The organism is Bacillus silvicola (genome assembly GCF_050524305.1).
GTDB classification, from domain to species: Bacteria; Bacillota; Bacilli; order Bacillales; family Bacillaceae_G; genus Bacillus_A; species Bacillus_A cereus_AT.
Genome location: NZ_JBNGVC010000013.1, coordinates 17,816 through 44,160, shown reverse-complemented (window position 1 = coordinate 44,160; position 26,345 = coordinate 17,816). Strand labels below are relative to the sequence as shown.

The window sequence follows — 26,345 nt, the reverse complement described above, 5'->3', positions numbered from 1 at the left end:
TAGCATAATAATGAAGGAATTCTAGCGGAAGATATGGAAACTTAATAATTACATCTCCATATGTCATATCTACCATTTCCTCTTTCATATAAGCGATGATACAGTAGAGGTAGTAATTAGAGTAAAGGGGTAATGTGTAGAATGGATTTTCAGACAATCAAAGAATATTTTTCACCAGAAAATATGGATCACATTGTTGAAAGTTATAAAGCGTTCGGGCCGCTTCTTGGTATTGGTTTACCGATGATAGAGGCGCTTATTCCAGCATTGCCTCTCATTGTGTTTGTACTGGCGAATGCTGTTGCATTTGGTTTTTGGTTCGGTTTTCTTTATTCGTGGCTTGGATCAGTAATTGGTGCAATGCTTGTATTTTTCATCATTCGTAGCTTTGGAAGAACGCGTTTCTTTTCTTTTGTAAATAAACATGAGAGAGTGCGAAAGGCGATGGGATGGATTGAAAGAAAAGGGTTTGCGCCAATCTTTGTCATATTCTGTTTTCCGTTCACACCATCTGCGCTTATAAACGTTGTAGCTGGTTTGTCTCGCATTAGCGTAAAACAATTTGGACTAGCGTTAGCATTCGGAAAGCTTGTTATGATTTTTATTTTAACGTATATCGGTCATGATTTAATGTCGTTTATTCATAAACCGGTAAAATCCGTTATTGTAGCAATTGGTATTTTTATTTTATGGTATGTAGGTAAAAAAATTGAAGTAAAGTTAGAACTACATTAGGAAAAGTCTTCTTTATAAAGAAAAGCTTCATTATTAAAGGGCGAGGGGAGAAGCGAATGAAGAAAACTTTGAAAAAAGAAGGGCTAGAGTGGATAAGAACAATTTTAATTGGTGTACTATTAGCTGTATTTTTTCGAACGTTTTTCTTTTCAACGTACGTTGTAGAGGGGAAGTCAATGATGCCGACATTGCAAGATGGCAATATGCTCGTTGTAAATAAGGTGAGTTATCAAGTAGGGGACTTGAATCGATTTGATGTTGTTGTGTTTCATGCGAATAAAAAAGAGGACTATGTAAAACGAATTATCGGTTTACCTGGGGATCATATCGAATATAAGCATGATAAACTATATATAAATGGACAATTCGTAGATGAACCTTATTTAGAGAAGTATAAGAAAGAGATAAATGGACGACAACTAACAGGTGATTTTAAACTAGAAGAGTTAACGAAAGAAAAGTCGGTACCACCTGGATATATTTTTGTAGTAGGTGATAATCGCCTCGGGAGCTGGGATAGTAGGCACTTTGGATTTGTAAAAGCTGATACAGTTGTCGGTAAAGTTGATTTACGATATTGGCCGATTAAAGAGGTGCAAACGAATTTTTCAAAAGGTTGATATAATTAAGTAAAAGTATAGAAAAAGACAAACAACTCAGTTTGTCTTTTTTCGTGTCCTATAATACAATTATGGTAGCAAACTAACGTTCGTTATGTAAGTGAAAGGTGGGATTACATGTCACTTCGATTTGTGATTGGTAGAGCTGGAAGTGGAAAAAGTACACTTTGTTTACACGAAGTGCAAGAAGAGTTAAAGCAGCGCCCAAGAGGGAAAACAATATTATATCTTGTGCCAGAACAGATGACATTCCAAACGCAACAGGCGTTAATTGGGAGTGAAGAGGTAAGAGGTTCTATTCGGGCACAAGTTTTTAGTTTTTCGCGATTAGCGTGGAAGGTGCTGCAAGAAGTTGGCGGAGCGAGTCGTCTTCATATTGATGAAGCGGGCGTGCATATGTTACTTCGTAAAATTGTAGAGTCCCGTAAAGATGGATTATCGGTGTTCCAAAAAGCAGCGGAGCAAAACGGTTTCTTTGAACATCTTGGTAGTATGATTGCGGAGTTTAAACGTTACAATGTGACGCCATCTAACGTATATGAAATGTGGCAACAATTAGATGCGCATAGCAGTAGTGCAGAGCAAAAGCTGCTAGCGAATAAAGTGTATGATTTACAGTTATTATATGATGATTTTGAACGTGCTTTAATCGGAAAGTATTTAGATTCAGAAGATTACTTACAATTATTAATTGAGAAGCTTTCAGAATCTGAATATGTAAAAGGCGCGGAAATTTATATAGATGGATTCCATTCATTTTCCCCTCAAGAGCTAGAAATTGTTAGAGGGCTAATGAGATTAGGAACTAGAATCACAATCACATTGACAATAGATGAAAAAACGTTAGCGCAGCCAGTGAATGAACTAGATTTATTTTATGAAACGACGTTAACGTATGAACGAATAAAGCAAGTAGCTCGTGAAGAGAAAATAGAAATTGAAAAAACAATTCCGTTGATGGAGCAGCCGCGTTTTCATTCTCCGGCATTAGCTCATTTAGAAGCCCATTATGAAGCGCGTCCGAATGAAAAATTTAACGGTGAAGCAAGTGTAACGATTAGTACAGCAGCTAATTTACGAGCTGAAGTAGAAGGTGTTGCTCGTGAAATTAGAAGACTTGTGGCGGATGAAGACTATCGTTACCGAGATATCGCAGTCCTTCTTCGTAACGGAGAAAGTTATTACGACGTAATGCGAACGTTATTTACAGATTATAATATCCCGCATTTCATCGATGAAAAACGCCCAATGTCACATCATCCGCTAGTAGAATGTATTCGTTCTGCACTCGAGATTATTAGCGGGAATTGGCGTTATGATGCAGTATTCCGCTGCGTGAAAACAGAGCTTTTATATCCATTAGATGTAAGAAAAGAAGCGATGCGCGAAGAGATGGATGAGTTTGAAAACTACTGTTTAGCGTACGGTGTACAAGGGAAGAGATGGACTTCAGAAGATCCGTGGATGTATCGCCGCTATCGTTCTCTTGATGATGCGAGCGAAATGATAACAGACAGTGAGCGTGAAATGGAAGAGAAAATAAATCAACTTCGTGACGTTGTAAGAACGCCAGTTATTCGTATGCAAAAAAGGCTGAAGCGTGCTGGAACAGTTATGCAAATGTGCGAAGCGGTATATTTATTTTTAGAGGAGCTTGACGTTCCGAAAAAACTAGAAGAATTACGTGTTCGTGCAGAAGAAAGTGGAGATTTCTTATTTGCGACAGACCATGAGCAAGTATGGGAAGAAGTGATGAGCCTTCTTGATACGTTTGTAGAGATGCTTGGTGAGGAGAAGATGTCACTATCTATGTTCACGGACGTTATGTCGACAGGTCTTGAGGCGCTTCAATTTGCGAACATTCCGCCGTCACTAGATCAAGTGTTAATTGCTAATATTGATCGTTCTAGATTATCAAATATTAAAGCGACATTCGTTATTGGAGTGAATGAAGGCGTTATTCCAGCAGCACCTATGGATGAAGGGATGCTGTCTGATGAGGAAAGAGAAGTTCTTGGCGCGGCAGGAATTGAATTAGCGCCAACGACGAGACAAACTTTATTAGAAGAACAGTTTGTTATGTATCAAATGGTAACGAGAGCATCTGAGAAATTATACATTTCATGCCCGCTTGCAGATGAAGAAGGGAAGACGTTACTTGCTTCTAGTTTTATTAAAAAAATAAAAAGAATGTTCCCTGATGTGAAAGAATCATTTATTACAAATGACGTAAATGACTTATCACGTTCGGAACAAATTTCATACGTAGCAACGCCAGAAGTGACATTGTCTTATGTCATGCAGCAGCTGCAAACATGGAAGCAATACGGATTTGAAGGTAATTTAGACTTTTGGTGGGATGTATATAATTTCTACGTTACTTCAGATGAATGGAAACAAAAAAGTAGCCGCGTGTTATCAAGTTTATTCTACCGAAATCGTGCACAGAAACTAAGTACAGCGGTAAGTAGAGATTTATACGGAGATACAATTAAGGGAAGCGTTTCTCGTATGGAATTATTTAACCGTTGTGCGTACGCTCATTTCGCACAGCACGGTTTATCGCTAAGAGAGCGTGATATTTTCAAACTTGATGCGCCAGATATCGGTGAACTATTCCATGCAGCGCTGAAAAGAATTGCAGACAGGTTATTACGTGAAAACCGTACTTGGGCAGATTTATCAATAAAAGAGTGTGAGCATCTTTCTACTTTAGTAATAGAAGAAATTGCACCATTATTACAAAGACAAATTTTATTAAGTTCAAACCGTCATTTCTATTTAAAACAAAAACTACAACAAATCATATTCCGTACATCACTCATTCTTCGTGAACATGCGAAGTCTAGCGGTTTTGTACCAGTTGATTTAGAAGTACCGTTTGGTATGGGCGGGACTGGATCTCTTCCGCCAATGGAATTTGCGTTGCCAAATGGTGTGAAGATGGAAGTAGTGGGCCGTATTGACCGTGTTGATAAGGCAGAAGATGAGAGTGGTACGTTCCTTCGTATTATTGACTATAAATCAAGTTCGAAAGCGTTAGATTTAACAGAAGTGTATTACGGACTAGCGCTTCAAATGTTAACGTATTTGGATGTTGTTACTTCAAATGCACATACGTGGATGAAAAAGGGCGGCACTGCATCACCGGCGGGTGTATTGTATTTCCATATTCATAACCCGATTGTTGAGATGAAAGGCGATGCATCTGAAGAAGAAATTGAGAAAGAAATTTTAAAGAAATTTAAAATGAAAGGGCTCGTACTAGGAGATGCTGATGTTGTTCGTTTAATGGATAATAAACTTTCAACAGGAAGCTCTGATATTATTTCTGCTGGTCTGAAAAAAGATGGTAGTTTTAGTGCGCGTTCTAGCATTGCAAGTGAACAAGAGTTTAATGTACTTCAAAAATATGTACACCACTCGTTTGAAAATATCGGAAAAGACATCACAGAAGGTGTTATCGATATTGCTCCTTACAAAAAGGGGAATAAAGCGGCTTGTACGTTCTGTAACTTTAAATCTGTTTGTCAGTTTGATGAATCACTTGAAGATAACCAATTCCGTACGTTAAAAGATATGAAAGATAGCGAAGCAATGGAGAAAATTAGAGAGGAGGTTGGCGAAGAATGATAGAAAATTGGCCTGAAAAACCAGAAGGTAGTCAATGGACAGATGACCAGTGGAAAGCGGTTGTAGCGAATGGACGTGATATTTTAGTCGCAGCAGCAGCTGGATCTGGGAAAACAGCAGTATTAGTTGAACGTATTATTAAAAAGATTATAAGTGAGGAAAATCCAGTCGATGTCGACCGCCTGCTCGTTGTAACATTTACGAATGCAGCGGCGCAAGAAATGAAAAATCGAATTGGAGAAGCGTTAGAAAAAGTATTAATTGATGGGCCAGGTTCACAGCATATAAGAAAGCAGCTTAGCTTATTAAATAAAGCTTCCATTTCAACAATCCATTCATTTTGTTTACAAGTGATTAGAGGATACTACTACATGCTTGATGTCGATCCTCGTTTCCGTATTGCGAACCAAACAGAAAATGAATTGTTAAAAGAAGAAGTGCTAGATGACATATTAGAAGAAGAGTATGGAATCGAAGATAATAGTATTTTCTTTGAATTAGTTGATCGTTATACGAGTGACCGTAGTGACGATGACCTACAACGAATGATTTTAGCGCTTCATACAGAATCAAGAGCGCATCCAAACCCGGAAAAATGGCTTGATAAATTAGTAGAAGCATACGATGTTGAAGGAAAGACGATTGAAGATTTAGTGTACGCTTCTTACTTATTAGAAGATGTGAAATTCCAGCTGGAAACAGCGGAACAGCATATTCGTAAAGCGACTGAACTCGCAATGCTTCCTGACGGTCCGGCGCCTCGCGTTGAAACGTTACAAGCGGATTTAGCTTTACTTGGAATGTTATCCTCAGCAGCTCGTGGGTCGTGGACAAGCGTTTATGAAGCGATGCAAAACGTATCGTGGCAAACGCTAAAGCGTATTAAGAAAAGTGATTACAACGAAGATGTTGTAAAACAAGTAGATTCTCTTCGTAATAAAGCGAAAGATGAAGTAAAGAAATTACAAGAAGAACTATTTAGCCGCAGACCTGAAAGTTTCTTACGAGATTTTCAAGATATGCATCCTGTATTAGAAAAACTCGTGAAGCTTGTAAAAGTATTTACAGAGCGTTTCCAAGCGATTAAGCGTGATAAAGGAATGGTTGATTTCACAGATTTAGAGCATTTCTGTTTACAAATTTTAAGCGAGCAAAGTGAAGACGGTGAAATGAAGCCTTCAGCAGTAGCGCTGCAATATCGTAATAAATTCGCTGAAGTACTAGTCGATGAATATCAAGATACGAATTTCGTACAAGAATCCATTATTAAATTCGTAACGAAAGACTCTGAGAGTGAAGGAAACTTGTTCATGGTAGGTGACGTGAAGCAGTCAATTTATCGTTTCCGACTAGCAGAACCAGGACTGTTTTTAGGGAAATACAAACGATTCACACAAGAAGGATCGGGCGGTGGAATGAAGATTGACTTAGCGAAAAACTTCCGTAGCCGTCATGAAGTGTTAGCAGGTACGAACTTTATCTTCAAACAAATTATGGGCGAAGAAGTCGGAGAAATCGACTATGATGCTGACGCTGAATTAAAGCTAGGTGCTAGCTATCCAGAAGGTGAAGATGTAGCGGCTGAATTACTATGCATTCAGCAAACAGAAGAAGAAGTGCTAGACGGTGAAGAAGGTGCAGAAGTAGAAAAAGCACAGCTTGAAGCTCGTCTTATGGCGCAGCGTATTAAAGCAATGGTCGATTCAGGTTATGAAGTGTATGATCGTAAAACTGATAGTATGCGCCAAGTACAATACCGTGATTTCGTTATTTTACTTCGCTCCATGCCGTGGGCGCCGCAAATTATGGAAGAGTTAAAGCTGCAAGGAATTCCGGTATATGCTGACCTTGCGACTGGTTACTTTGAAGCGACAGAAGTAAATATTATGATGAACGTATTCCGCGTTATCGATAATCCGATGCAAGATATTCCGCTTGCAGCTGTACTTCGTTCACCGATCGTTGGACTAAATGACGAAGAACTTGCAACGCTTCGTGCTCATGGAAAGAAAGGTTCATTTTATGAAGTGATGAGTTCATTCTTAAAAGGAGCACCGCTTGAAGAAGAACAAGAACTGCATGATAAATTAGAGTGGTTTTATAACTTACTGCAAGGGTGGCGTGAATTTGCGCGTCAACAATCACTTTCCGATTTAATTTGGAAAGTGTACGGTGAGACAGGCTATTACGACTTTGTCGGCGGTTTACCAGCCGGAAAGCAAAGACAGGCAAACTTACGCGTACTATATGACCGCGCGAGACAATATGAAGCAACATCGTTTAGAGGATTATTCCGCTTCTTACGTTTTATTGAGCGTATTTTAGAACGCGGAGATGATATGGGAACGGCGAGAGCTCTTGGAGAACAAGAAGACGTTGTTCGTATTATGACGATTCATAAAAGTAAAGGGCTAGAGTTCCCAGTCGTATTTGTAGCTGGACTTGGTCGCCGTTTTAATACACAAGATTTAATGAAACGCTTCTTACTTCATAAAGATTTCGGTTTCGGTTCACAATTTATCGATCCTCGTAAACGAATTAAATATACGACATTATCACAACTAGCGATTAAGCGTAAAATGAAAATGGAATTAATTGCGGAAGAAATGCGCGTATTATACGTAGCGTTAACGCGTGCAAAAGAGAAGCTAATTTTAATCGGAACAGTTAAGGATGCCAATAAGGAAATGGAAAAATGGCTCGATGCGCGGGAGCATAGTGAATGGTTATTACCAGATCATATACGTGCCGGAGCGTCTTGCTATTTAGACTGGATTGCACCTTCATTATATAGACATCGTGATAGTGAAATGCTTCTTGAATTAGGACAAGGAAATATTCCAGTCGACATTTATGAGTATGACACTAGCTGGAAAGTAGAAGTTGTTGATGGAAAAGATTTACTTGCACCAGAACCAGTTCAAGAAGAGAAACAAGAATTGTTAGAAGCGCTTCGTGAGAAAAAGGCTGTTCCGCTAGAAAGTGAACGGAAAGAAGAAGTGTACGATAGATTAATGTGGGAATACGGGTATGAGGACGCGACATCGCACCGTGCGAAACAATCTGTTACAGAAATAAAGAGAAATTATCAATCTGAAGAAGGTAGCGATAATGCCTTTATTAAAAAACTTCGTGCACCAATTAAAACACGTCCGCGCTTTATGGAGAAAAAAGGACTAACGTACGCAGAGCGAGGGACAGCAGTCCATGCCGTTATGCAGCATGTAGATTTGAAGAAACCAATTACGATTGAAGTTCTTCAAGAACAAATTGCAAGAATGGTAAATAAAGAACTATTAACATTTGAACAAGCTGAAGAAATAGCGATTGAAAAAGTCATTTCATTCTTTGATAGTGGTTTAGGTAAAAGAGTAGTAGCAGCAAAAAGTGTTGAGCGTGAAGTACCATTTACGATGATGCTTTCAGCAGAAGAAGCGTATCAAGATTGGCAAGGGAAGAAAGGCGAATCAATACTTGTCCAAGGGGTTATCGACTGTATGATCGAAGAGGAAGACGGAATTACATTAATCGACTTTAAAACAGATACGATTGAAGGAAAGTTTCCAGGCGGATTTGATCAAGCGAAACCAATTTTAGAAGACCGATACAAAGTACAGCTTTCACTATATGCAAAAGCACTCGAGAAAAGCTTAAAACATCCTGTGAAAGAGAAGTGTTTATACTTCTTTGATGGGAATCATGTTGTAAAGGTTGAGGAATAGAGCTTAGAAAGAGGTTATGGAGTATGGCGACGTTAAGAACTTGTGATCAAGGACACGAGTATTATAAAAATAGCGATTGTCCAACTTGCCCAACCTGTGAGAAAGAGAGAAAGCCGAAAGAAGGCTTTCTTTCTCTTTTTTCAGCACCAGCAAGGCGAGCGTTAGAACACTATGGAATTCACACTGAAGAAGAACTTTCAAAGTACAGTGAAAAAGAAATTTTGAAACTGCACGGTATAGGACCAGCATCTTTACCTAAATTGAGAGCGGCTTTAGCAGATAAGGGATTATCATTTAAATAAAGAAAAACTAATCATTAGTGAGGAGTAGCATCTTAACTAATGATTAGTTTATATAATCGGTATTAATTAGCTGGATAAACGTATATAACGAAATCTCATTTTGAAAATCTTAAATCGATGGACAAAACGCTTTAACAGATGAATTTATGAAGTGTAGAGAACTTGATAAAGAATATAAGTGAATTGATTATAATAGTAAGAAAGGAAGTGCAATACTATGGATTTCGAAACAGTAATGCAAGAGCTTGAAACTCTCGGCAAGGAACGGACTAAAAAAATATACATATCCAATGGTGCAAAGGAGCCACTTTTTGGAGTAGCTACAGGTGCTATGAAACCAATCGCGAAGAAAATAAAAATCAATCAAAGTTTAGCTGAAGAGCTTTATGCTACAGGTAACTATGATGCGATGTACTTTGCAGGCATTATTGCAGATCCAAAAACTATGAACGAATCGGATTTTGATCGTTGGATGGATGGGGCGTACTTTTATATGCTATCCGATTATGTGGTGGCAGTAACTTTATCAGAATCAGAGTTTGCACAAGACGTGGCTGATAAATGGATTGCAAGTGGTGACGAATTAAGAATGTCAGCGGGGTGGAGTTGCTACTGCTGGCTTTTAGGGAATCGAAAAGACCATGAATTTTCCGAAAGTAAGATTGCCAATATGCTAGAAGTTGTAAAAAATACAATTCATGATGCGCCAGAACGTACGAAATCCGCTATGAATAATTTTCTAAACACCGTGGGGATTTCATATGTGCCGCTACATGAAAAGGCAGTTGAAATTGCAAAGGAAGTAGGCATAGTGGAGCTAAAACGGGACAACAAGAAAAGCAGTTTTCTAAATGCTTACGAAAGTATTCATAAAGAACTTGATCGAGGAAGACTCGGATTCAAACGTAAATATGTAAGATGCTAAAAATAGAAGAAACAGCCCTAGCTCTACACAAAATAGAGCTAAAAGCTGTTTCTTTTTTACGCTGTTGCAATTTGATCTTGGTCTGCAACGTCCGAATCAAATGTATTTGTTGCACTAACTCCGCTAAAAGTATTAACGACAAATCCGACATTGGAAGCCCCAGACCCGTTATAAGCTTTCGTATTTTCTTTCGGAGATACATTATAAAAATCCCCTAAATTGAAAGAGCCATTACTGTTTTGAACGACGAGATTTCCTACAACAGAAGGCATGCTATCCACCTACTTTACTAAGCTTTTTAATTACTATATGAATTATTGAGCGGAAGGTTCATCACTAATGTATTGGCGGATTTGCATAATACGAGAGTTATTAAAAGCATAATCGACATTTCCAATTTGAAAGCAACCAGAATTTAAAAGTGTTCGCAATTCAACATTGTTTACTTCAATAAAAGGGCATTCATTTATAATATTTACTTTTACATCTGTTGTTCGCTTTGGAATAGTAATGTACTCATCTGTGAAAACTTCAAAAGCATCTAAGCGACCTTCTCCTTTTAAATAACAAGGAATTTCCCGATGAACTAAAAGTGCCCTACTTTTTAATTCCATTTGATTTGCATCACCAACTTGAAGTACTGCGGTAATCCCTAAAGAAATAATAGAAACATTTTGGACGACGGAAACATGATGTAACATAAGTTTGGTCTCCTTAGCCTGGAGTTGGAGGGACATCTGTTACTAATGGTACAAATGGCCCCTCTGTAACAGATTCGAATGGCGTATCAAGAATAGAAGAAAGGATGAGAAGGTTTGCATCTCCAATTAAAAATAATGCAGAAGAAGAAACCCCGTTCATTTTAATCTGCCCTACTTTTAACTCGCGGTTTACAACATTTAAATTCATACATACTTACTCCTTTCGGAAATTGCCCGGTATGTGTTGAATAAAGGAAAGAAAGGCTTTGTCAATATCTTGTTTCATTGCTTGAATAATGACGTCTCGTAAATAATTGGGATCTGTTGAAACACCCTCATAAGATTGAACTTGTGATAAATAATACGGAAGTCTATGTTCCATCTGTTTTTTTATGTCATCCACCATCATTTGCCGATACATCTCATCAAGCGGTGTTCTCTCTTCTTGTTCAAAATGGAGGATTCGATTATATGCTTCTTCATCTAAATAGCGATGCATTTCTTGAAGGACACCTTGATAGAAGTCTGGATTTGGTTCTGTTTCAGGGTTTACTTTCAACGTTTCTGTATCCACTTGAAAATCTTCAATTTGCTGCCCTTTTGTCGCAAATGGATTTAAACCAATATTTAAAGTGCCGTTTAAATTTTCTACTTTTAATTGATCGAATTTGTATTCCACTTTTCCTATAGAAGAGGAGGGGCGATTTTTTAATTCATTAAGCTCTTCTTGTAATAGGCGGACTTGATCTTCTAGGTTAAGGATGGTTGCTTGTTGTGTTTGAAGAGCTTGCTGAAGTTGGTGTAAGTAAGTATATATATCTTGATTCATTTTGTGATACCTCCTTTTCAATAGGGAGGGTATATTACTGCTATATATTTATGATAAGGATGGCCTAAGAAGAACTAGCTGAAAGGCTTTATGGAAATAATTTGTCCTTTCGCATTCAAAGGGCGAAGAGGTGCTGTAAATCCACCGCTATTTGAAAATTTAGATAGAGCTTTAATACTTCCGGCAGTACCAATTTGAAATACAGAAGATGTCGTAATGCTATCGATTTTAATACTGTTGATGATGATGCTTTGGTTTACATAAAAATTCAATGTAATCGCCTCCTTTAAGTTGAACCAATTATCGCTTGATCGATTACATCTGAATCATTTACAGTTGTTGAACTTTGATAATTGTAGACAGAGACATTATCTCCAACATTAAAGGAGCCGGCCCCGGCAAAAGCACGTGAATAACTAATAGGTCTAATCGCAAATACATCTCCAATATGAAAAATCCCACTTGAACCAATATTAACGATACGAATATGTCCGACCATAGCTGGCATATAAAACACCTTTCATTTTTAAAATTTTCTTTTCTACTATTGTATGGGCGTTTTCAATAAAATGTGTCCTTTTTTGAAATAAAAGAAACACATACGTTATTGCGTATGTGTTTCGAACATTTGAGTGTGTGTGCAATCTGTGTGTATAGGCCAAACAACATTTAAGAGCCTGTCCAGTTCCTGGCTACAATCCACTGTTTTTTGAGAAGTCATTCCGTAGCGTTCAGCAAAATAGATCATTTTTTCGCGTTTTTTTTCGATAGCTTGCTCAAACATTGAAATCGGCTCCATCTCTCAATAAATTTTATGTATATATGTAGTACATATTATACAAAAATCCCATAAAAAAGAAACATCTTCGCTAAAAAAAGTATAATTTCTACATTTTATGTCAAATGACGATGTGGAACAAATATAATAATGGTTGAATATTGTAAAAATTAGCGTGCATAAGAAGGTTTTTTTCTTAAGGATGCGAATACAATTAAAGGGTATGAGTTTTAGGATGGAGAGTGGAAATATTGCGTTTTGTAACGGCTAAGAAAGAAGAAAAGGTATTTGTAGGTATTGTGGATGAAGAGGAAGATAGAGTCTTACATTTAAGAGAAGCGCAAAGACAAAAAGGGGAAAAGGTTACGATCCCAATTACTATGTTAGAGTGTATTGAAAGAGGAAGTGAATGCCTTGAGAAGGTGTACGATATTGTAAATTGGGCGAAGGAAAATGCGGAAGCAGCGTATTATCCGTTAGCAGAAGTGAAAATATTAGCACCGATTCCAAGGCCGAGAAAAAATATTCTTTGTGTTGGAAAGAACTATCGTGAGCATGCGGTGGAAATGGGCGGAGTAGAGTCTATCCCTGAAAATATAATGATCTTTACAAAAGCGCCAACAACAGTGATCGGAATTGATGAGCAAATTAATGGTCACCCTCATGCAACGAATGAACTGGACTATGAAGGGGAGCTAGCAATCGTTATTGGTAAGCGAGGGAAACAAATAAAAATAGAAAAAGCTCTTGACCATGTTTTTGGATATACAGTTATAAATGATGTAACTGCTCGGGATATTCAAAGGAAACATAAACAATTTTTCCTAGGGAAAAGTTTCGATACATTTTGTCCGATGGGACCGTATTTAATTCATAAATCGATGGTTAGAACGCCGAATGAATTACACATTGAAACGGTGGTAAATGGAGAAGTAAGGCAAACTTCAAATACGAGAGAAATGATTTTTTCAGTAGAAGAAATTATTTCAACTATAAGTAAAGGCATGACATTAGAGCCAGGAGATATTATTGCAACAGGGACACCAGCTGGTGTTGGAAAAGGTTTTACACCACCGAAGTTTTTGCATGCTGGTGATGAAGTTGTTGTTACAGTAGAGGGAATTGGTACGCTTAGAAATATTGTGAAATAAAAAAAGAGCTATCTTTTCATAAGATAGCTCTTTCCTATGGTCGCGGATTAACAGAGTAATTTAAAATGGCAAAAATATACAATCCGATTAATGCTAAAGTGCAAATTCCAATTAGCATAACTGCAAGTGCGCTTCTTTCGCGGCCAAAACCGATAATTGTAAGGAAAACAGCAGTCCAAAATGATGTTTTTAGTAGTGTGAATGTATTAGGAGTTGAATAATGACTGAGTAACGTTGTAGATAATATGAAGCCGATGAATGTCATAGAAATAAAAATTGTAGCTAAATAGTTAATATGTTTACCGTATTTCAACAGCATACAGTTACCCCCTTTTCTAAAAAGACGGAATATTCAATTTTATTTTACGGTAAATTACTAAAAAAAGAAAGAGGTTGTCCTATATTTTAGGACAACCCCACTATGATTAAGATAGTACAGCTTTAATTTTTTGGAATGCCCACTCTAAATCTTCTTCAGAGATTACTAGAGGTGGTGCAATACGAATTACGTTTTCGTGTGTTTCTTTACATAATAGACCAGCTGCTTTTAGTTGCTCACAGTAAGGACGAGCTGGCTCGTTTAATTCGATACCGATGAATAAACCTTTACCGCGAATGTCAGTAATCATTGGGTTATCAATTTCTCTTAATTGTCCAACTAGTTTTTCTCCTAATTGAAGAGAACGCTCTGTTAATTTTTCTTCTTCTAATACTTCAAGAGCTGCGATAGAAACAGCACATGCAAGTGGGTTACCACCGAATGTAGAACCGTGAGAACCTGGCTCGAATACGCCTAAAATGTCGCTGTTTGCTGCAACACAAGAGATTGGGAATACACCGCCGCCAAGTGCTTTACCAAGTATGTACATGTCAGGAGTTACATTGTCCCAGTCGCAAGCAAATACTTTACCAGTACGGCCTAAGCCTGTTTGGATTTCATCTGCTACGAATAAAACGTTTTCTTTTTTACATACTTCAAAAGCTTCTTTTAAGAAACCAGCTGGTGGAATGTTAATTCCTGCTTCACCTTGGATTGGCTCTAAAATGAATGCAGCTGTATTTGGTGTAATCGCAGCTTTTAACGCTTCTAAATCACCGTAAGGAATTACAATAATGCCAGGAAGCATCGGACCGAAGCCACGCTTGTACTCTTCGTTTGATGACATAGAAACAGCACCCATTGTACGTCCGTGGAAGTTATCTTCACAAACGATGATTTCTGCACGGTTTGCCTCTACCTTTTTCACATCGTAAGCCCAGCGACGAGCTGTTTTAATTGCAGTTTCAACAGCTTCTGCGCCTGTATTCATAGGAAGTACCATATTTTTATTTGTTAGTTTCGCAACTTTTTCGTACCAAGGACCTAATTGATCGCTATGGAAAGCACGAGAAGTTAACGTAACTCGATTAGCTTGGTCAATTAAAGCGTTAATAATTTTTGGATGACGATGACCTTGGTTTACTGCAGAATATGCACTTAGTAAGTCCATATAGCGGTTTCCTTCAGGATCTTCTACCCAAACGCCTTCTGCTTTAGAAATAACGATTGGAAGTGGATGGTAGTTATTTGCTCCGTATGTGTCTGTAAGTTCGATAATATCCTTAGTTTGAATCATGATTGTTCCCCCTTTTGTTATTACAAGAAGTTTGTAAATACTCTAAATATTATAGCATTTAAATGTAAAAAAGCGAAACATTTCCTGAAAATAAATGAACATGTTATCATATAGAGTGAAAAAGTGTGAAAAAGAGGAGGCAGGAATACGATGATACATATGCATATTACAGCATGGGCGTTAGGGTTAATTTTATTCTTCGTTGCGTATTCACTTTATTCGGCAGGAAGAAAAGGTAAAGGTGTACATATGGGGCTTCGCCTTATGTACATTATCATTATTGTGACAGGTTTCATGTTGTACATGAGTATTGTGAAGACGGCAACAGGTAGCATGCACATGTGGTACGGCATGAAAATGCTAGCTGGTATTTTAGTGATCGGCGGCATGGAAATGGTTCTTGTAAAAATGAGCAAAAACAAACCAACAGGGGCGGTTTGGGGCTTATTTATTGTTGCGCTAGTAGCAGTATTTTATCTTGGACTGAAATTACCGATGGGTTGGAAAGTATTTTAATTACAAATAAAACCACCTTATCTCTCGAATATTTGGGAGATAAGGTGGTTTTTATTTTATCCCGTAAACACCCGATTGGTGCGGGCTGATAATCAGTGGGGGATGCCCCTACTGATTAAAGTTTCACTTTATGTCGCATCGATATGCAACTCTTCTCCATTTACTTTCGTAAAACGGAACATATTTTTATTTGAAGCAGAGTGACGAACAAAATGGTGTTGCAGTGTACAAATCATCTCTTCATTATCGAATAAAAGAATATTTACACCTTCGCATGCTTCTTCTTTTGGCAAGAAGGATAAATAATTATGACAATACATGCAATCATATAAAGAGTAATGAAGGGATTGTAATGCCTCAGTTAATAATGTAAAGACAGAGTCAGGTAACTCCTCAAGCCATTCATTATAGCTAAGAAGTAATTTTTTTCGAATTCGTATCATTTCCCCGTTTTGCAAATGATGCTGTTCGTTGGCGATTTGTAATACATCTTGTTCATAGAAACGGGCTGGTAGCCAATTGTTGTTATACAAAAGTTCAAATCCATCTTGGATAATATCTTCTAATAAAAATGCTTCATCATTTTCATCATCAAAGAATACCCACTCATTGTTTATATATTCTACATTACCGACTGTATGAGCGCGCGGCTGGTTATACAAAATATGTTTGCGTTGTACCATAGTTCATTTCTCCTTTTATAGAAATAGTTATTCTTGTTATGGACAGTTCGTACGTCCTTTATAACTAGACACACCTAAAGAGAGGTGGGCATACAATAAAACACGCTTTACACTGTGAAACTGCTATTCCATATATGAATAGTTAGTTATCGTCAAGTTTGTTGTTTTTATGTATCCGCACTCATAGGGTGGGGATTACTGCACGTTCAGAAACAGATATTAGATTAGGAAGGATGATTCTTATGTGCGGGATTACAGGATGGGTGGATTATAAACGCTCATTAGAAGGAGAAAGAGACGTCGTTACGAAGATGGCTGAGACGTTAGCGAAGCGTGGTCCGGATGATAATAAAGTTTGGATAAAAGGAAATGTCGCATTTGGGCATAAACGGTTAATCGTTGTAGATCCTGAAGGTGGTAAACAGCCGATGACTTGTTTAAAAGATGAAACGAATTATGCCATTTGCTATAACGGCGAACTGTATAATACAGAAGACATTCGGAAGGAGCTGTTAAGAAGAGGGTACACATTCAAGGGTCATTCTGATACGGAAGTATTATTAGCTTCTTATATCGAATGGAAAGAAGAATGTGTCGATCATTTAAACGGTATATATGCGTTTGCAGTATGGGATGAACAGAAAGAACAAGTGTTTATTGCAAGAGATCGATTAGGTGTAAAGCCGCTTTTTTATAAATATGATAGTGGACGATTATTATTTGGTTCAGAGTTAAAAGCGATACTGGTGCATCCAGAGGTGAAGGCGGAAGTAACGTTAGAAGGATTATCAGAAATATTAGGTCTTGGACCATCTCGAACGCCTGGTCACGGCATTTATGCTGGTATTAAAGAACTGCGTCCGGGTCATGCGATGACTTTCTCAAAAGACGGTTTATGCATATGGAGATATTGGAATGTGGAAAGTAAAAAACATGAAGATTCATTTGAAGAAACCGTAGAAAAGACACGTTTTTTATTACAAGATGCGATTACGAGACAATTAGTTTCTGACGTACCGTTATGCACATTTTTATCGGGTGGTGTAGATTCAAGTGCTATAACAGCAATTGCCGCAAAAGAATATGAAAGATCAGGGAAAGGTCAATTACACACGTATTCTATTGACTATGAAGATAATGAAAAATACTTTAAAGCGAATGCATTTCAGCCTAATTCAGATACTCCATTTATTAACTTAATGACTGAGACATTTCAAACAATCCACCACCGTTGTGTCATTTCAAATGAACAACTAGCACAGTATTTAACAGAAGCAGTGCTCGTTCGTGATTTGCCAGGTATGGCAGATATTGATTCGTCATTATTATGGTTTTGTCGTGAAATTAAACAAGATTTTGTCGTCGGTTTATCTGGGGAATGTGCAGATGAAATATTTGGGGGGTACCCGTGGTTTTATAGAGAAGATGATTTACAATCAAGTGCATTCCCATGGATGCGCTCTACAGAGGCGCGTGAACAACTTCTAAAGAAAGAATGGAGAAGTAAACTAAATTTACAACAATATGTACAGCAGCGTTATGAAGAATCTATTCAAGAAGTTCCTATTTTAGAGGGAGAAAGCCCACTAGAAGCGAAGAGACGGCAACTATTTTATTTAAATATGGTATGGTTTATGACAACATTATTAGACAGAAAAGACCGTATGAGTATGGGTGCAAGCTTAGAAGTACGCGTTCCATTTGCTGATCACCGACTTGTCGAATATGCGTGGAATATTCCTTGGGAAATGAAAATGTATAAAAACCGCGAAAAAGGTCTATTGCGTAAAGCGTTAGAAGGATTGCTTCCAAATGACATCTTATATAGAAAGAAGAGTCCATATCCGAAAACGCATAATCCACACTATACGAAAGCAGTCACAGTATGGCTACAAGATTTATTAACAGATAAAGGATCAATTTTACACGAACTATTTGATAAACAGCAGCTAAGCGGATTAATTGAATCAGGTGGCAGTGCATTTCAATCGCCTTGGTTCGGTCAATCAAACCCAATCTAACTACAATAAATAATTATAGTTAGATTGGGTTTATTTTAATTGAAAGTCCATTACCTTAATTATAGGTAGAATAGGATTCTTTCCAACCCTTGCTGGTTTTATTACATCAATTGACATAGAAGATACAAATGAATTCACGGCAGCCTTCTTCGATTCATTATTTAAGTGGACCCACTCGTTTTTCAATTTGTTTAATAGTTCTTTGATTTCAAATGAAGAAACTGTATCCTCTTTGTTGGCAAGTTGTTTTTGTATTAAGGTTTCTTCTTGTGTGAGTGTTAGCATGTCTTTTTTATATTCATTTTTAGGAATATCTCCTTCTATAAATAAATATTTTAAACGTGACTTTTTCTCTTGAATCTTATTATATTGTTCTTGCAAGTTACTTAATTCCATCGGTGGTTCTATATTATCATCGAGATCAACAATTACTGATTCTAATATATTTAAAAATTCTTTTTCGACCACACCTTCTGGAACTTGTGGCATATCACACATTCCTTTATGATGTCTTGAGCTGCATCGATAACCCATTACAACTCTATCGTTAGTTCGCACTTGTTTATTACCTAAGAAGTGCTTTCCGCATCTTGCGCATTTTAAAACATTGGAGAATACGAAGTAATTCTGCAATCTAACTTTCCCTATTTTTCTACTGTTTTGTATTTGTTGTATCGTATACCATGTATCTCTATCGATAAATGTTTCGAAATCTTTTTGAGCTATATCTGTTAAAACATCTTCACCCCAACGGATTTTACCGATATAAATAGGGTTATTTATAATATAACGTACTGCATCATAATTAAATGCTTTTCCTTGTTTGGTTTTAATACCTCGGCTATTTAAAGATTTTACAATACTTATTACGCCTTTTGTTTTATAAGATTCAAATATGTATTTTACAATTTCAGCTTCTTCATGATTTATATATAGATTTCCGCCTTTTTGATTGTATCCCATAGGTGACTTTGCGCCATTCCTTAGACCTAATTCAGCTTTTTTCTGCATGGAATCTCGTACGCGTTCTGCTGTCGTTTCTCGTTCCCATTGCGCTAGTGTCGCGACCAATGTGATAAACATCCTACCTGTAGCAGTTGTTGTATCGAATACTTCTGTACTGCTCTTAAACTTAACGTTGTATTCATCCATTGTTTTAAGAAGAGCATGTAAATCCATCACAGATCGAGTGAAACGATCTAATCTGTAAACAAGAATAATATCATATTGATGTTTTTTCATGTCCTTTATCATTTTTTGAAAAGCAGGTCTTTCTGTATTTTTTGCGCTATATCCTTCATCACAGTAATCATTTATGACTACCCAGTCTTGTGATTTAGCGTATTGCTCCAGACGTAATTTCTGCATGTCTAATGAAATACCTTCTTCAACTTGCATATCAGTAGATACACGTCTATAAATTACACACTTCATTTGCATATACTCCTTTCTTAACTAAATTTCTATATCATATGTTTTATTGGAACTGATTAGACAAATGCATGGGTCAACTATTTGATTGACTATTGGGCCCCAGTGAGAAATTCTCACTGTTCATCCGACTGAATGAAATCATATAGTTCTTCCATATTCACATTAAGTTGAGAAGCAATATTCTTAGCGGTTTGATAAGACATAATCCTATCGTTATTTGCATAAGAATGAACTTGTTGTTTTTTCATGCCTAACTTTAATGCTAGATCTACTTGTGTTATTTTCTTCTTTTTTAAAATTTCATTCAGTCGGCATTTGCCGACTACATACACTGCTTCACCGCCTAATTACTGAATGATTGGACTCACACTGTATAAAAACTTACCTATTATTTTTATATCCTCGCAATTATCTCGTGAGAATTGTTGGTCCTTGAAACTTTCATCATGAGAAAAAGGTTCCAATATTATTAAGTCTGTAAACTTATACACTTTTTTCAGAGTTGCATAATGTCCGTTCACAATCACAGCGGCTATTTCTCCATTTTCAACATCTGGTTGTTTTTTTAGTACGGCATAATGACCATTTGGAATAATTTTATTCATTGATTCACCATTCACAACGAGACCAAATAGTTCATCGATGTTGTGTGTTTGGTATGGAGGCGTAATCCTGTCAACTACATCTTGCACTGCTTCTATGGGTGTACCAGCAGCTATTTGACCAATGACAGGTATTTCACTTTTTTCTACTTTATATTCAATAGGTTTTTCTGTTACGAGTTGAAGCTCCCCATTTATAAGTTCAACTTTAGTGTTTTTATATGTTGTATCAATATCAGCTTTTGTTACACCAAATACAGCTGCCATTTTCTCTAAAACACCTGCACCTGGTTTAGATCTATACTTCATATAATCACTCATAGTACTTCTTGCAATACCTATTTGATTAGCCAAATCTGATTGAGTCATATCATGTTGTTTTAAAAGCTTTTTAATGTTCTTCACTATAATTTCTTTTTGAAATTCACTCATGTTTTCACCTCCTATATTGATTATGGTTTTAATATATCACATTACGAATAATTCGTAAAGTGCACGTTCTGTATGTTTTTTTCGTACTTTTGTATTGATATTACTTAAATTTAGTAATACAATAAGTTTCGAAGGGAGGGGGTTACACGATGGAATATTTCAAAAGAACATTAAATGAGTTAAGGGAAAGTGCAGGATTCAATCAAGCGGAACTCGCTGATATACTAGAGGTTTCCCCTAAAACATTGTGGTTATACGAACAAGACTCTACTAACATGCCTGATGAATTAATAAAAAAATATATGTACTTATTTGATGTTCCCTATGAGGATATATTTTTTGGTAGCAAGTACGAAAAAATCGTACTGGTTAAAAATAGGGTTATGGAAAGAGCGAACAACTTAAAAAGGATAGTTTCTTGAAAGAAGAATAATCAGGAATGTCAAAATTTTAAGTATATAGAAGAAATATGAATTCAAAGGATAGTCCTACTGTCCCACTTACATATAAATGCACTGAGGTGATAGAGGATGGGGAAAGGACAAATTATTCGAGATGAAAACGGATATGTAATAAAAGTAATACCGACAAAAGAACAATGGAAGAATTTTTTAATACCGTTGATACCAGCTGCACGGGAGCTAATTATACAAAGGAAAATAGATCAAAGAAATAAGGGGAACGAAAGTAAATAATTTTTTTAATATATTTGCGAAATTTGTTGATAAATATTTGTTCTATAAATTAAAGGAGAGTGAAGAAAAATGAACGGAGTATTATCTGCAAGTAAATTAATGAAAGCATCAGAGGTTGTAAGAAAATGTGCAGAAATGAGAAATAATCCAGCGTCATTACTTATTACTGAATTAGAAGCAAAGTGTCAGTTAAGGGAAATGAACTGCAAGGTTTCAGATCGAAGGGAGGTGAGTTAATTGAAGGATGGAAATGATGTATTTACAAATTTGAAGCAAGCTTTTGAAGAAGCTGTTGAATATGCAGTGGTAAATAGTATGAGTGAATGCAATGTAAACGAGATACAACGTTCAGAACTGTTGACGGCAGTAACGAACGAAGCATCTCGAAGATTAAAAGAAAGAAATGTACCTTATCAAGATGGTCTTGCGAATGTAATTACTGGTCGTAGAAAGTATCAAGACTATTAAATTTTTTTCTGAGTACTTTCGAAAAACATTTTAAATGAGTATTCGAAAACTCTCATAAAGCTATCTGATGTAGGATTTGTTTCTAAATATTCCCGAATGCTCTCATAGTCTTTTGTATTTGGGAAATTATTATCCAATTCCACATCGACTGCTATGTCGCCGATAGGAAAATCTACACCTTTGAATTTTAATAACCATTCTTTATAAGTTAGCAACAGTATCACCTCCTATGGAGGATTATACCAGAATAATAGATTGGAGAGAGTTAATTGAAGGAAGTAACATTAGTTTTTAAATCAGGTGTCAAAGCAAGTTTTACAGTAGAGCAATTTAAAACAATTATAAATGGCTTTGGTTCTTTAACGAAAATTGAATATGAAGGTGCTACTGGAAAGGTACCATTCCACATTGGATTATGTAATGTTGATGCAATATTTGTGGAAGACATTGCTGAAAAGGAATCTAAGAGCCTGTTTATAGTCTTATCTTTTTATTAAAATAGCGAGAAATCCTAGGACAACCATTTGTTTACTTGTTTCTAGTTTTCTCTCTACATTTTTGAACAATCGTCTGTATTTTTCTAACCAAGCAAATGAGCGCTCTACGATCCATCTTTTAGGGATCACTTGAAATTGATGCAATTCGGACCGCTTGGCAACTTGTACTTCAGCATTCAATAGCTTTTGAATTTCTTTTTGAAACTTTTCTCCTGTGTACCCACCATCCGTGAGGATGGCTTCTATGGTTTCTTTCAATTCAGGATATTGCTCGTACATTTCGAGTGCGCCTTTTCGATCTGTGACATTGGCAGTGGTAACATGGATTGCATGGGGAAATCCAAGAATATCTACACTGATATGTCGTTTAATACCAGAAACTTTCTTACCACCATCATAACCTTTTTGTTCAGCCGTATCTGCATTCTTAACACTTTGGGCATCGACAATATTAAAGCTAGAGCTTTTGGGGCGATTCACTGCTTCCCTTATTTGCCCAACAATTTTTTTAATAAGGTCTCTAATAGACTACTACCTTCGGCATTGGATTTACTCCATTTTGCATAGTAGCGGTAAACATTTTGCCATTTGGGATAATCTTTTGGTAAAGCACGCCACTGGCAGCCTGTACTCAGAACATAGAGTAGTGCATTGAACACATCATAAAGGTCATACTTTCGCGGACTTGTGCGTTTGCTAAACGTTTCTAGTTCCTCCCGAATGATCTCGAATTTTTCACGGCTGATATCACTTGGATAAGACACACACTCATCTCCTGTTTTTGCATACATCCTAACATATTTATAAGACTATAAACAGGCTCTAAGGAACCTGATCATCCAATTGAAGATTTCTATGGTTGTGAAATTAAGCAAGATGATAAGTATTTTATGTTTGGACAGGATGTCGTACTTAAAGAAAATCTAACGGAATATTTAATCGAACAACAAAACGTTGAATGCTTTCGAGCAAGTTAACTAAAGAAAGGATGGTAAAAGAAAATGACAGCACAGCAGTTGTTTGAAGAAAAACAACATTTAGTAATCGCAGCGATTAAACAAAGGTTTGGAAGTATCGCAAGAGCCACACAAATTGCAGAAATGAACAATATGGAGTTGGACGATTTAATTCAAGTTGGTCGTATGCATTTATGGGTTTGTTGTGTGAAACATGATGTAGAGAGAGCGGAGACCTTCAATGCATATGTTATGAAAGGTATGAAATGGGCCATGAGTGATGAGCTGCATATGAAAGGAACGGCTTTTAAAGTAAGTAGAAAAGTTAGTCATGAGGAAAAAAATCAAATCAATATTCATTCGATTGATTTGCATCGAGATGAGGAAACAGTAAATGAATTTTATGCAGTTTCTCCTATCAATGTGGAAGAAGACGTCATGTCATCCATTGAATTTGAAGAAGTAACGAGTGTGCTGGAAGAAAAAGAAAAGTCAATCATTCTGCATATTGGTGAGGGATATACCACAAGAGAAATTGCAAGGAAATTTGAGATGGGGAAATCCACAGTGAACAAAAAGAAGAACGAAGCATTTTTGAAAATCAATCCAGATTATAAACCGATGAAACAAAGATCATTTTTCTTGGGTAAAAGGACATTAAAGGGGAACCACCAGCAGCTTCTGGTGATGTAAAGTATAGGGAAACGTAAAAAAAGACCTGTTAAACAGGTCGAAAGCAAGGGTTTTTCGTGACAATACATGATTCAATTGTATTGTAACAAATGCACAAGGAGAATACTAGTCTTTGAATGCAGAATCTTCAATCATTTCTATGTGGAGGGATGTTAAAAATGAATAATCAATTAAAAGTACAAACTTCTTATTTAGTAATGGTGGGGAACCTATTTATTAGGAACCACACCCCGTTAATGATGTCTAAAAATATTAACGGTGCAATGGAGTTTGATTATGCTATGGCAAAGAAAACTGCTGCTGATTTTGATGGCGTAGTAGTAAGAAAAACTGTGGAATATGAAGTAGTAATCAATAGATAACAGGGAGGGATTTAACATAATTGAAAATCCAATGATTATAGGGAATCCACATGACTCAGCGATAACTAATATTATGGGCCATTGTGAAAGTTGCAATAAGGAAATCTATTTCGGTGAAGAATACCGCGACATGGATGGTGATTCCATACACGACGAAATAGATTGTATCACAAAATACGTAGAGTCTCATTCTACAAAGAAGATAGCGGGTGAGTGAAATGAATTTACAGGACAAAATTGAATTTGAAATTAAGATTCTAATGGGATTAATAGAACGCTATAAGCAAAGTGAAGATCTAAGTGCATCCTCTATCATTATCGCTTATGAATATGGGTTACAAGCGTTGATGGCTGTGTATGAAGCAAGCAAACAAGAAGAGGTGAAGCCGTTTTGAAAAGATCGATAGGGGAATTGCAAAAGGTAGTAAAGGTCGAGAAAAGAAAATTGGCGGATTACGAGTTCAAGTTAAAACAATTGAAAGAACATGAACTTCTCCTTCATGAATCAATCGAAGATACGAGGGTGAATATTCTGGATTATGAAGAAACATTACAGGTATTAGAACGCATAGTAAGGGAGTGATTCGATGTTTCAGGTCACACAGGCGCAACGTGAGAAGATGAAAGCTGTGATTGGGTTTATTGGTTGTAGTGGATCAGGGAAAACAGGTAGTGCATTACTTACGGCTTTTGGAATGATGCAAGAAGCTTATCCTGATTTATCAGAAGAAGAACTGTGGAAGAAGATTGGGGTTATTGATACAGAACATGAACGTTCAAAACTTCATGTAGGTCTTGTGTATGGAGAAGTGAAAATAGGAAGTTTCCTTCATATCAATTTCACTCCACCGTACACAACTGAACGATACAACGTAGCTGTGCAAGTGATGAAGCAAGCTGGTGCTGAAGTACTTATTATCGATTCTCTTTCTCACAATTGGCAAGGAGAGGGTGGTATTGTAGAAACGCATGGAAATATGTCGGGTAACTCCTTTCAAAATTGGGGGAAATTAGCTTTTGAAACAACGAAGCTGATTAAAACTCTCACGCAGAATGACGTTCATATTCTGGCTACCCTTCGAACTAAAACAGAATACGTCGTGGAATCGGATTCCAATGGGAAGATGGCACCACGTAAGGTCGGAACGAAGCCTGTTCAGAAAGACGAGATGGAATATGAATTTATGTTGAATTTTGTTATTGATATCGACCATGTGGCGGATACATCCAAGGATAATACGCAACTGTTCGAGGGTAATCCACAGAAGATTACAGCGGATGTAGGGCGTAAACTATATCAATGGCTCGAGCTAGGAATTGATGTGAAAGCAGAGGAAGAAGCAAGGCGGACAAGCCTTATTCAGCAAGTTATAGACATTGCAAATGCACATACAGAGGCACAAATGAAGATACAAGAATTTGAGCTAAAGGCAAATCGAAAATTAGAAGACTTTACGATGAAGTTAGCACAAACAGCGTTAGAAAGATTACAAACTTTTATCAATCGGGAGGAATAAAGAATGTTTACAGTAGATCATACAAAAGCAAAAAGATTTGAAGAAGTGAAACCAGGTGAATATGAGGTAACAGTGGTGAAATATGACCAGACAACATCACAAAATGGGAACCCACGCATTATCGTTGATTACGAGATTCGCAGTGATGTAGCACAACCGCATCAAGGGCAACAAATACGTTTTGATAACTTCGTTGTAACGGAGAATTCTATGTGGAGATTGCATGCAGCGTCGGAGGCAGCGGGATTCCCAACTGGTATGGGATTTAAGTCGTATAAAGAATGGGCAGATACGCTCTTGAATAAGCACCTTAGAGTAGTAGTGGGAGAAAGAGAATATAACGGGAAAAAGTACCCGCAGGTAACTGGATTTAAACCGTCAGAAGTTGTACCACCTCAAAGTATCCAGGTCTCCGATTCAGACGTGCCGTTTTGAGAATAAATCGAATGCAGGTAGG

At 37.0% G+C, this 26,345-nt stretch carries 34 protein-coding genes and 2 pseudogenes; 21 read left to right on the top strand and 15 right to left on the bottom strand.

The genetic code is table 11. The features are described from left to right. Positions 1-141: 141 nt before the first annotated feature. From ACP6L7_RS22315 to ACP6L7_RS22290, 6 genes are all read left to right on the top strand, one after another. Positions 142-735 carry a TVP38/TMEM64 family protein gene (locus tag ACP6L7_RS22315; protein ID WP_097829993.1) on the top strand — a complete coding sequence of 198 codons (594 nt, stop codon included), beginning with the start codon at positions 142-144 and terminating at the stop codon, positions 733-735. A gap of 56 nt (positions 736-791) precedes the next feature. Continuing rightward, complete coding sequence (gene lepB / locus ACP6L7_RS22310; protein WP_097829994.1) at positions 792-1,355, top strand: signal peptidase I; 564 nt, start codon at positions 792-794, stop codon at positions 1,353-1,355. Between the two features lie 117 nt (positions 1,356-1,472). Further along, the gene (gene addB, locus ACP6L7_RS22305; RefSeq protein ID WP_097829995.1) at positions 1,473-4,988 is read left to right on the top strand and encodes a helicase-exonuclease AddAB subunit AddB; all 3,516 of its coding nucleotides are present in this window, start codon (positions 1,473-1,475) and stop codon (positions 4,986-4,988) included. Then, positions 4,985-8,710 carry a helicase-exonuclease AddAB subunit AddA gene (gene addA / locus ACP6L7_RS22300; protein ID WP_097829996.1) on the top strand — a complete coding sequence of 1,242 codons (3,726 nt, stop codon included), beginning with the start codon at positions 4,985-4,987 and terminating at the stop codon, positions 8,708-8,710. The genes addB and addA overlap by 4 nt, the downstream gene beginning before the upstream one ends. Before the next feature lie 23 nt (positions 8,711-8,733). Continuing rightward, on the top strand, positions 8,734-9,012 hold the full coding sequence (locus tag ACP6L7_RS22295) for an RNA polymerase alpha subunit C-terminal domain-containing protein (protein ID WP_097829997.1): 279 nt from the start codon (positions 8,734-8,736) through the stop codon (positions 9,010-9,012). A 217-nt stretch (positions 9,013-9,229) separates the two neighbouring features. Next, the gene (locus ACP6L7_RS22290; RefSeq protein WP_097829998.1) at positions 9,230-9,937 is read left to right on the top strand and encodes a DNA alkylation repair protein; all 708 of its coding nucleotides are present in this window, start codon (positions 9,230-9,232) and stop codon (positions 9,935-9,937) included. Between the two features lie 56 nt (positions 9,938-9,993). Here the strand turns inward: ACP6L7_RS22290 and gerPF are convergent, their stop codons facing one another. The 7 genes from gerPF to ACP6L7_RS22255 form a co-directional block, all read right to left on the bottom strand. Further along, positions 9,994-10,209 carry a spore germination protein GerPF gene (gene gerPF / locus ACP6L7_RS22285; RefSeq protein ID WP_002170786.1) on the bottom strand — a complete coding sequence of 72 codons (216 nt, stop codon included), beginning with the start codon at positions 10,207-10,209 and terminating at the stop codon, positions 9,994-9,996. Between the two features lie 42 nt (positions 10,210-10,251). Then, positions 10,252-10,638 (bottom strand): spore germination protein GerPE, encoded by a 387-nt coding sequence (locus tag ACP6L7_RS22280; RefSeq protein ID WP_097829999.1) that lies wholly within the window; start codon positions 10,636-10,638, stop codon positions 10,252-10,254. A gap of 13 nt (positions 10,639-10,651) precedes the next feature. Continuing rightward, positions 10,652-10,846 (bottom strand): spore germination protein GerPD, encoded by a 195-nt coding sequence (gerPD, locus tag ACP6L7_RS22275; protein ID WP_001052805.1) that lies wholly within the window; start codon positions 10,844-10,846, stop codon positions 10,652-10,654. A gap of 6 nt (positions 10,847-10,852) precedes the next feature. Next, positions 10,853-11,467 (bottom strand): spore germination protein GerPC, encoded by a 615-nt coding sequence (gerPC, locus tag ACP6L7_RS22270; protein ID WP_097830000.1) that lies wholly within the window; start codon positions 11,465-11,467, stop codon positions 10,853-10,855. A gap of 74 nt (positions 11,468-11,541) precedes the next feature. Beyond that, positions 11,542-11,739, bottom strand: coding sequence for a spore germination protein GerPB (gene gerPB, locus ACP6L7_RS22265; RefSeq protein WP_097830001.1), 198 nt, complete (start codon positions 11,737-11,739; stop codon positions 11,542-11,544). A gap of 14 nt (positions 11,740-11,753) precedes the next feature. After that, positions 11,754-11,975, bottom strand: a complete 222-nt coding sequence (gene gerPA, locus ACP6L7_RS22260; RefSeq protein WP_001111191.1) for a spore germination protein GerPA — start codon at positions 11,973-11,975, stop codon at positions 11,754-11,756. 96 nt (positions 11,976-12,071) lie between these two features. After that, positions 12,072-12,251, bottom strand: a complete 180-nt coding sequence (locus ACP6L7_RS22255) for an aspartyl-phosphate phosphatase Spo0E family protein (RefSeq protein ID WP_002087032.1) — start codon at positions 12,249-12,251, stop codon at positions 12,072-12,074. Between the two features lie 245 nt (positions 12,252-12,496). Here ACP6L7_RS22255 and ACP6L7_RS22250 point away from each other — a divergent pair, with 245 nt between their 5' ends. Continuing rightward, positions 12,497-13,396: a fumarylacetoacetate hydrolase family protein gene (locus tag ACP6L7_RS22250; protein WP_170961003.1), complete on the top strand. Its 900-nt coding sequence runs from the start codon at positions 12,497-12,499 to the stop codon at positions 13,394-13,396. Between the two features lie 34 nt (positions 13,397-13,430). On the opposite strand, the gene ACP6L7_RS22245 is transcribed toward ACP6L7_RS22250, so the two are convergent. Next, positions 13,431-13,715 (bottom strand): hypothetical protein, encoded by a 285-nt coding sequence (locus tag ACP6L7_RS22245; protein WP_097830003.1) that lies wholly within the window; start codon positions 13,713-13,715, stop codon positions 13,431-13,433. A gap of 106 nt (positions 13,716-13,821) precedes the next feature. Further along, positions 13,822-15,012 carry an ornithine aminotransferase gene (rocD, locus tag ACP6L7_RS22240; protein WP_097830004.1) on the bottom strand — a complete coding sequence of 397 codons (1,191 nt, stop codon included), beginning with the start codon at positions 15,010-15,012 and terminating at the stop codon, positions 13,822-13,824. 150 nt (positions 15,013-15,162) lie between these two features. On the opposite strand from rocD, the gene ACP6L7_RS22235 reads away from it, so the two are divergent. Beyond that, positions 15,163-15,528 carry a YisL family protein gene (locus tag ACP6L7_RS22235; RefSeq protein WP_097830005.1) on the top strand — a complete coding sequence of 122 codons (366 nt, stop codon included), beginning with the start codon at positions 15,163-15,165 and terminating at the stop codon, positions 15,526-15,528. 128 nt (positions 15,529-15,656) lie between these two features. Here the strand turns inward: ACP6L7_RS22235 and ACP6L7_RS22230 are convergent, their stop codons facing one another. Beyond that, positions 15,657-16,211 carry a DUF2777 domain-containing protein gene (locus ACP6L7_RS22230; protein ID WP_097830006.1) on the bottom strand — a complete coding sequence of 185 codons (555 nt, stop codon included), beginning with the start codon at positions 16,209-16,211 and terminating at the stop codon, positions 15,657-15,659. 242 nt (positions 16,212-16,453) lie between these two features. Here ACP6L7_RS22230 and asnB point away from each other — a divergent pair, with 242 nt between their 5' ends. After that, positions 16,454-18,232: an asparagine synthase (glutamine-hydrolyzing) gene (asnB, locus tag ACP6L7_RS22225; protein ID WP_430529444.1), complete on the top strand. Its 1,779-nt coding sequence runs from the start codon at positions 16,454-16,456 to the stop codon at positions 18,230-18,232. A gap of 30 nt (positions 18,233-18,262) precedes the next feature. Here asnB and ACP6L7_RS22220 read toward each other — a convergent pair whose 3' ends face one another. The 3 genes from ACP6L7_RS22220 to ACP6L7_RS22210 form a co-directional block, all read right to left on the bottom strand. Beyond that, positions 18,263-19,666, bottom strand: coding sequence for a recombinase family protein (locus ACP6L7_RS22220; protein ID WP_430529443.1), 1,404 nt, complete (start codon positions 19,664-19,666; stop codon positions 18,263-18,265). 113 nt (positions 19,667-19,779) lie between these two features. Continuing rightward, positions 19,780-19,998, bottom strand: a complete 219-nt coding sequence (locus tag ACP6L7_RS22215) for a helix-turn-helix domain-containing protein (protein ID WP_430529442.1) — start codon at positions 19,996-19,998, stop codon at positions 19,780-19,782. A 15-nt stretch (positions 19,999-20,013) separates the two neighbouring features. After that, positions 20,014-20,700, bottom strand: coding sequence for a LexA family protein (locus ACP6L7_RS22210; protein ID WP_430529441.1), 687 nt, complete (start codon positions 20,698-20,700; stop codon positions 20,014-20,016). Between the two features lie 149 nt (positions 20,701-20,849). Here ACP6L7_RS22210 and ACP6L7_RS22205 point away from each other — a divergent pair, with 149 nt between their 5' ends. The 4 genes from ACP6L7_RS22205 to ACP6L7_RS22190 all read left to right on the top strand — a co-directional run bounded on the left by ACP6L7_RS22205 (position 20,850) and on the right by ACP6L7_RS22190 (position 21,863). Further along, the gene (locus ACP6L7_RS22205) at positions 20,850-21,122 is read left to right on the top strand and encodes a helix-turn-helix transcriptional regulator (RefSeq protein WP_430529440.1); all 273 of its coding nucleotides are present in this window, start codon (positions 20,850-20,852) and stop codon (positions 21,120-21,122) included. Between the two features lie 108 nt (positions 21,123-21,230). Continuing rightward, entirely contained in the window at positions 21,231-21,395 is a 165-nt protein-coding gene (locus ACP6L7_RS22200; RefSeq protein WP_430529439.1) for a hypothetical protein, read from the top strand. Positions 21,396-21,464: 69 nt separating this feature from the next. Further along, on the top strand, positions 21,465-21,632 hold the full coding sequence (locus ACP6L7_RS22195; protein ID WP_430529438.1) for a hypothetical protein: 168 nt from the start codon (positions 21,465-21,467) through the stop codon (positions 21,630-21,632). Beyond that, entirely contained in the window at positions 21,633-21,863 is a 231-nt protein-coding gene (locus ACP6L7_RS22190) for a hypothetical protein (RefSeq protein WP_242136684.1), read from the top strand. Here the strand turns inward: ACP6L7_RS22190 and ACP6L7_RS22185 are convergent. Then, complete coding sequence (locus tag ACP6L7_RS22185) at positions 21,860-22,087, bottom strand: YozE family protein (RefSeq protein WP_430529437.1); 228 nt, start codon at positions 22,085-22,087, stop codon at positions 21,860-21,862. The genes ACP6L7_RS22190 and ACP6L7_RS22185 overlap by 4 nt on opposite strands. 45 nt (positions 22,088-22,132) lie before the next feature. On the opposite strand from ACP6L7_RS22185, the pseudogene ACP6L7_RS22180 reads away from it, so the two are divergent. Then, positions 22,133-22,327: pseudogene (locus tag ACP6L7_RS22180) on the top strand (hypothetical protein); the annotation flags it as partial. 18 nt (positions 22,328-22,345) lie between these two features. On the opposite strand, the gene ACP6L7_RS22175 reads toward ACP6L7_RS22180, so the two are convergent. Further along, a protein-coding gene (locus ACP6L7_RS22175) for an IS5 family transposase (protein ID WP_430529436.1) occupies positions 22,346-23,151 on the bottom strand; the annotation gives its coding sequence in 2 pieces (ribosomal slippage) (positions 22,346-22,863 and positions 22,863-23,151; 807 coding nt in all). Positions 23,152-23,184: 33 nt separating this feature from the next. Here ACP6L7_RS22175 and ACP6L7_RS22170 point away from each other — a divergent pair. The 7 genes and pseudogenes from ACP6L7_RS22170 to ACP6L7_RS22140 form a co-directional block, all read left to right on the top strand. Next, a pseudogene (locus ACP6L7_RS22170) lies at positions 23,185-23,337 on the top strand (YqaI family protein); the annotation flags it as partial. Between the two features lie 24 nt (positions 23,338-23,361). Further along, a complete protein-coding gene (locus ACP6L7_RS22165; RefSeq protein ID WP_430529435.1) occupies positions 23,362-24,009 on the top strand; it encodes a sigma-70 family RNA polymerase sigma factor in 648 nt (215 codons plus the stop codon). A 116-nt stretch (positions 24,010-24,125) separates the two neighbouring features. Beyond that, the gene (locus ACP6L7_RS22160) at positions 24,126-24,371 is read left to right on the top strand and encodes a hypothetical protein (RefSeq protein WP_430529434.1); all 246 of its coding nucleotides are present in this window, start codon (positions 24,126-24,128) and stop codon (positions 24,369-24,371) included. A gap of 218 nt (positions 24,372-24,589) precedes the next feature. Then, complete coding sequence (locus tag ACP6L7_RS22155) at positions 24,590-24,766, top strand: hypothetical protein (RefSeq protein ID WP_430529433.1); 177 nt, start codon at positions 24,590-24,592, stop codon at positions 24,764-24,766. Further along, positions 24,763-24,954, top strand: coding sequence for a hypothetical protein (locus ACP6L7_RS22150; RefSeq protein WP_430529432.1), 192 nt, complete (start codon positions 24,763-24,765; stop codon positions 24,952-24,954). The genes ACP6L7_RS22155 and ACP6L7_RS22150 overlap by 4 nt, the downstream gene beginning before the upstream one ends. A gap of 4 nt (positions 24,955-24,958) precedes the next feature. After that, positions 24,959-25,888: a DEAD/DEAH box helicase family protein gene (locus ACP6L7_RS22145; protein WP_430529431.1), complete on the top strand. Its 930-nt coding sequence runs from the start codon at positions 24,959-24,961 to the stop codon at positions 25,886-25,888. Between the two features lie 3 nt (positions 25,889-25,891). Further along, complete coding sequence (locus tag ACP6L7_RS22140; RefSeq protein ID WP_430529430.1) at positions 25,892-26,323, top strand: DUF669 domain-containing protein; 432 nt, start codon at positions 25,892-25,894, stop codon at positions 26,321-26,323. The last annotated feature ends 22 nt before the right edge of the window (positions 26,324-26,345 follow it).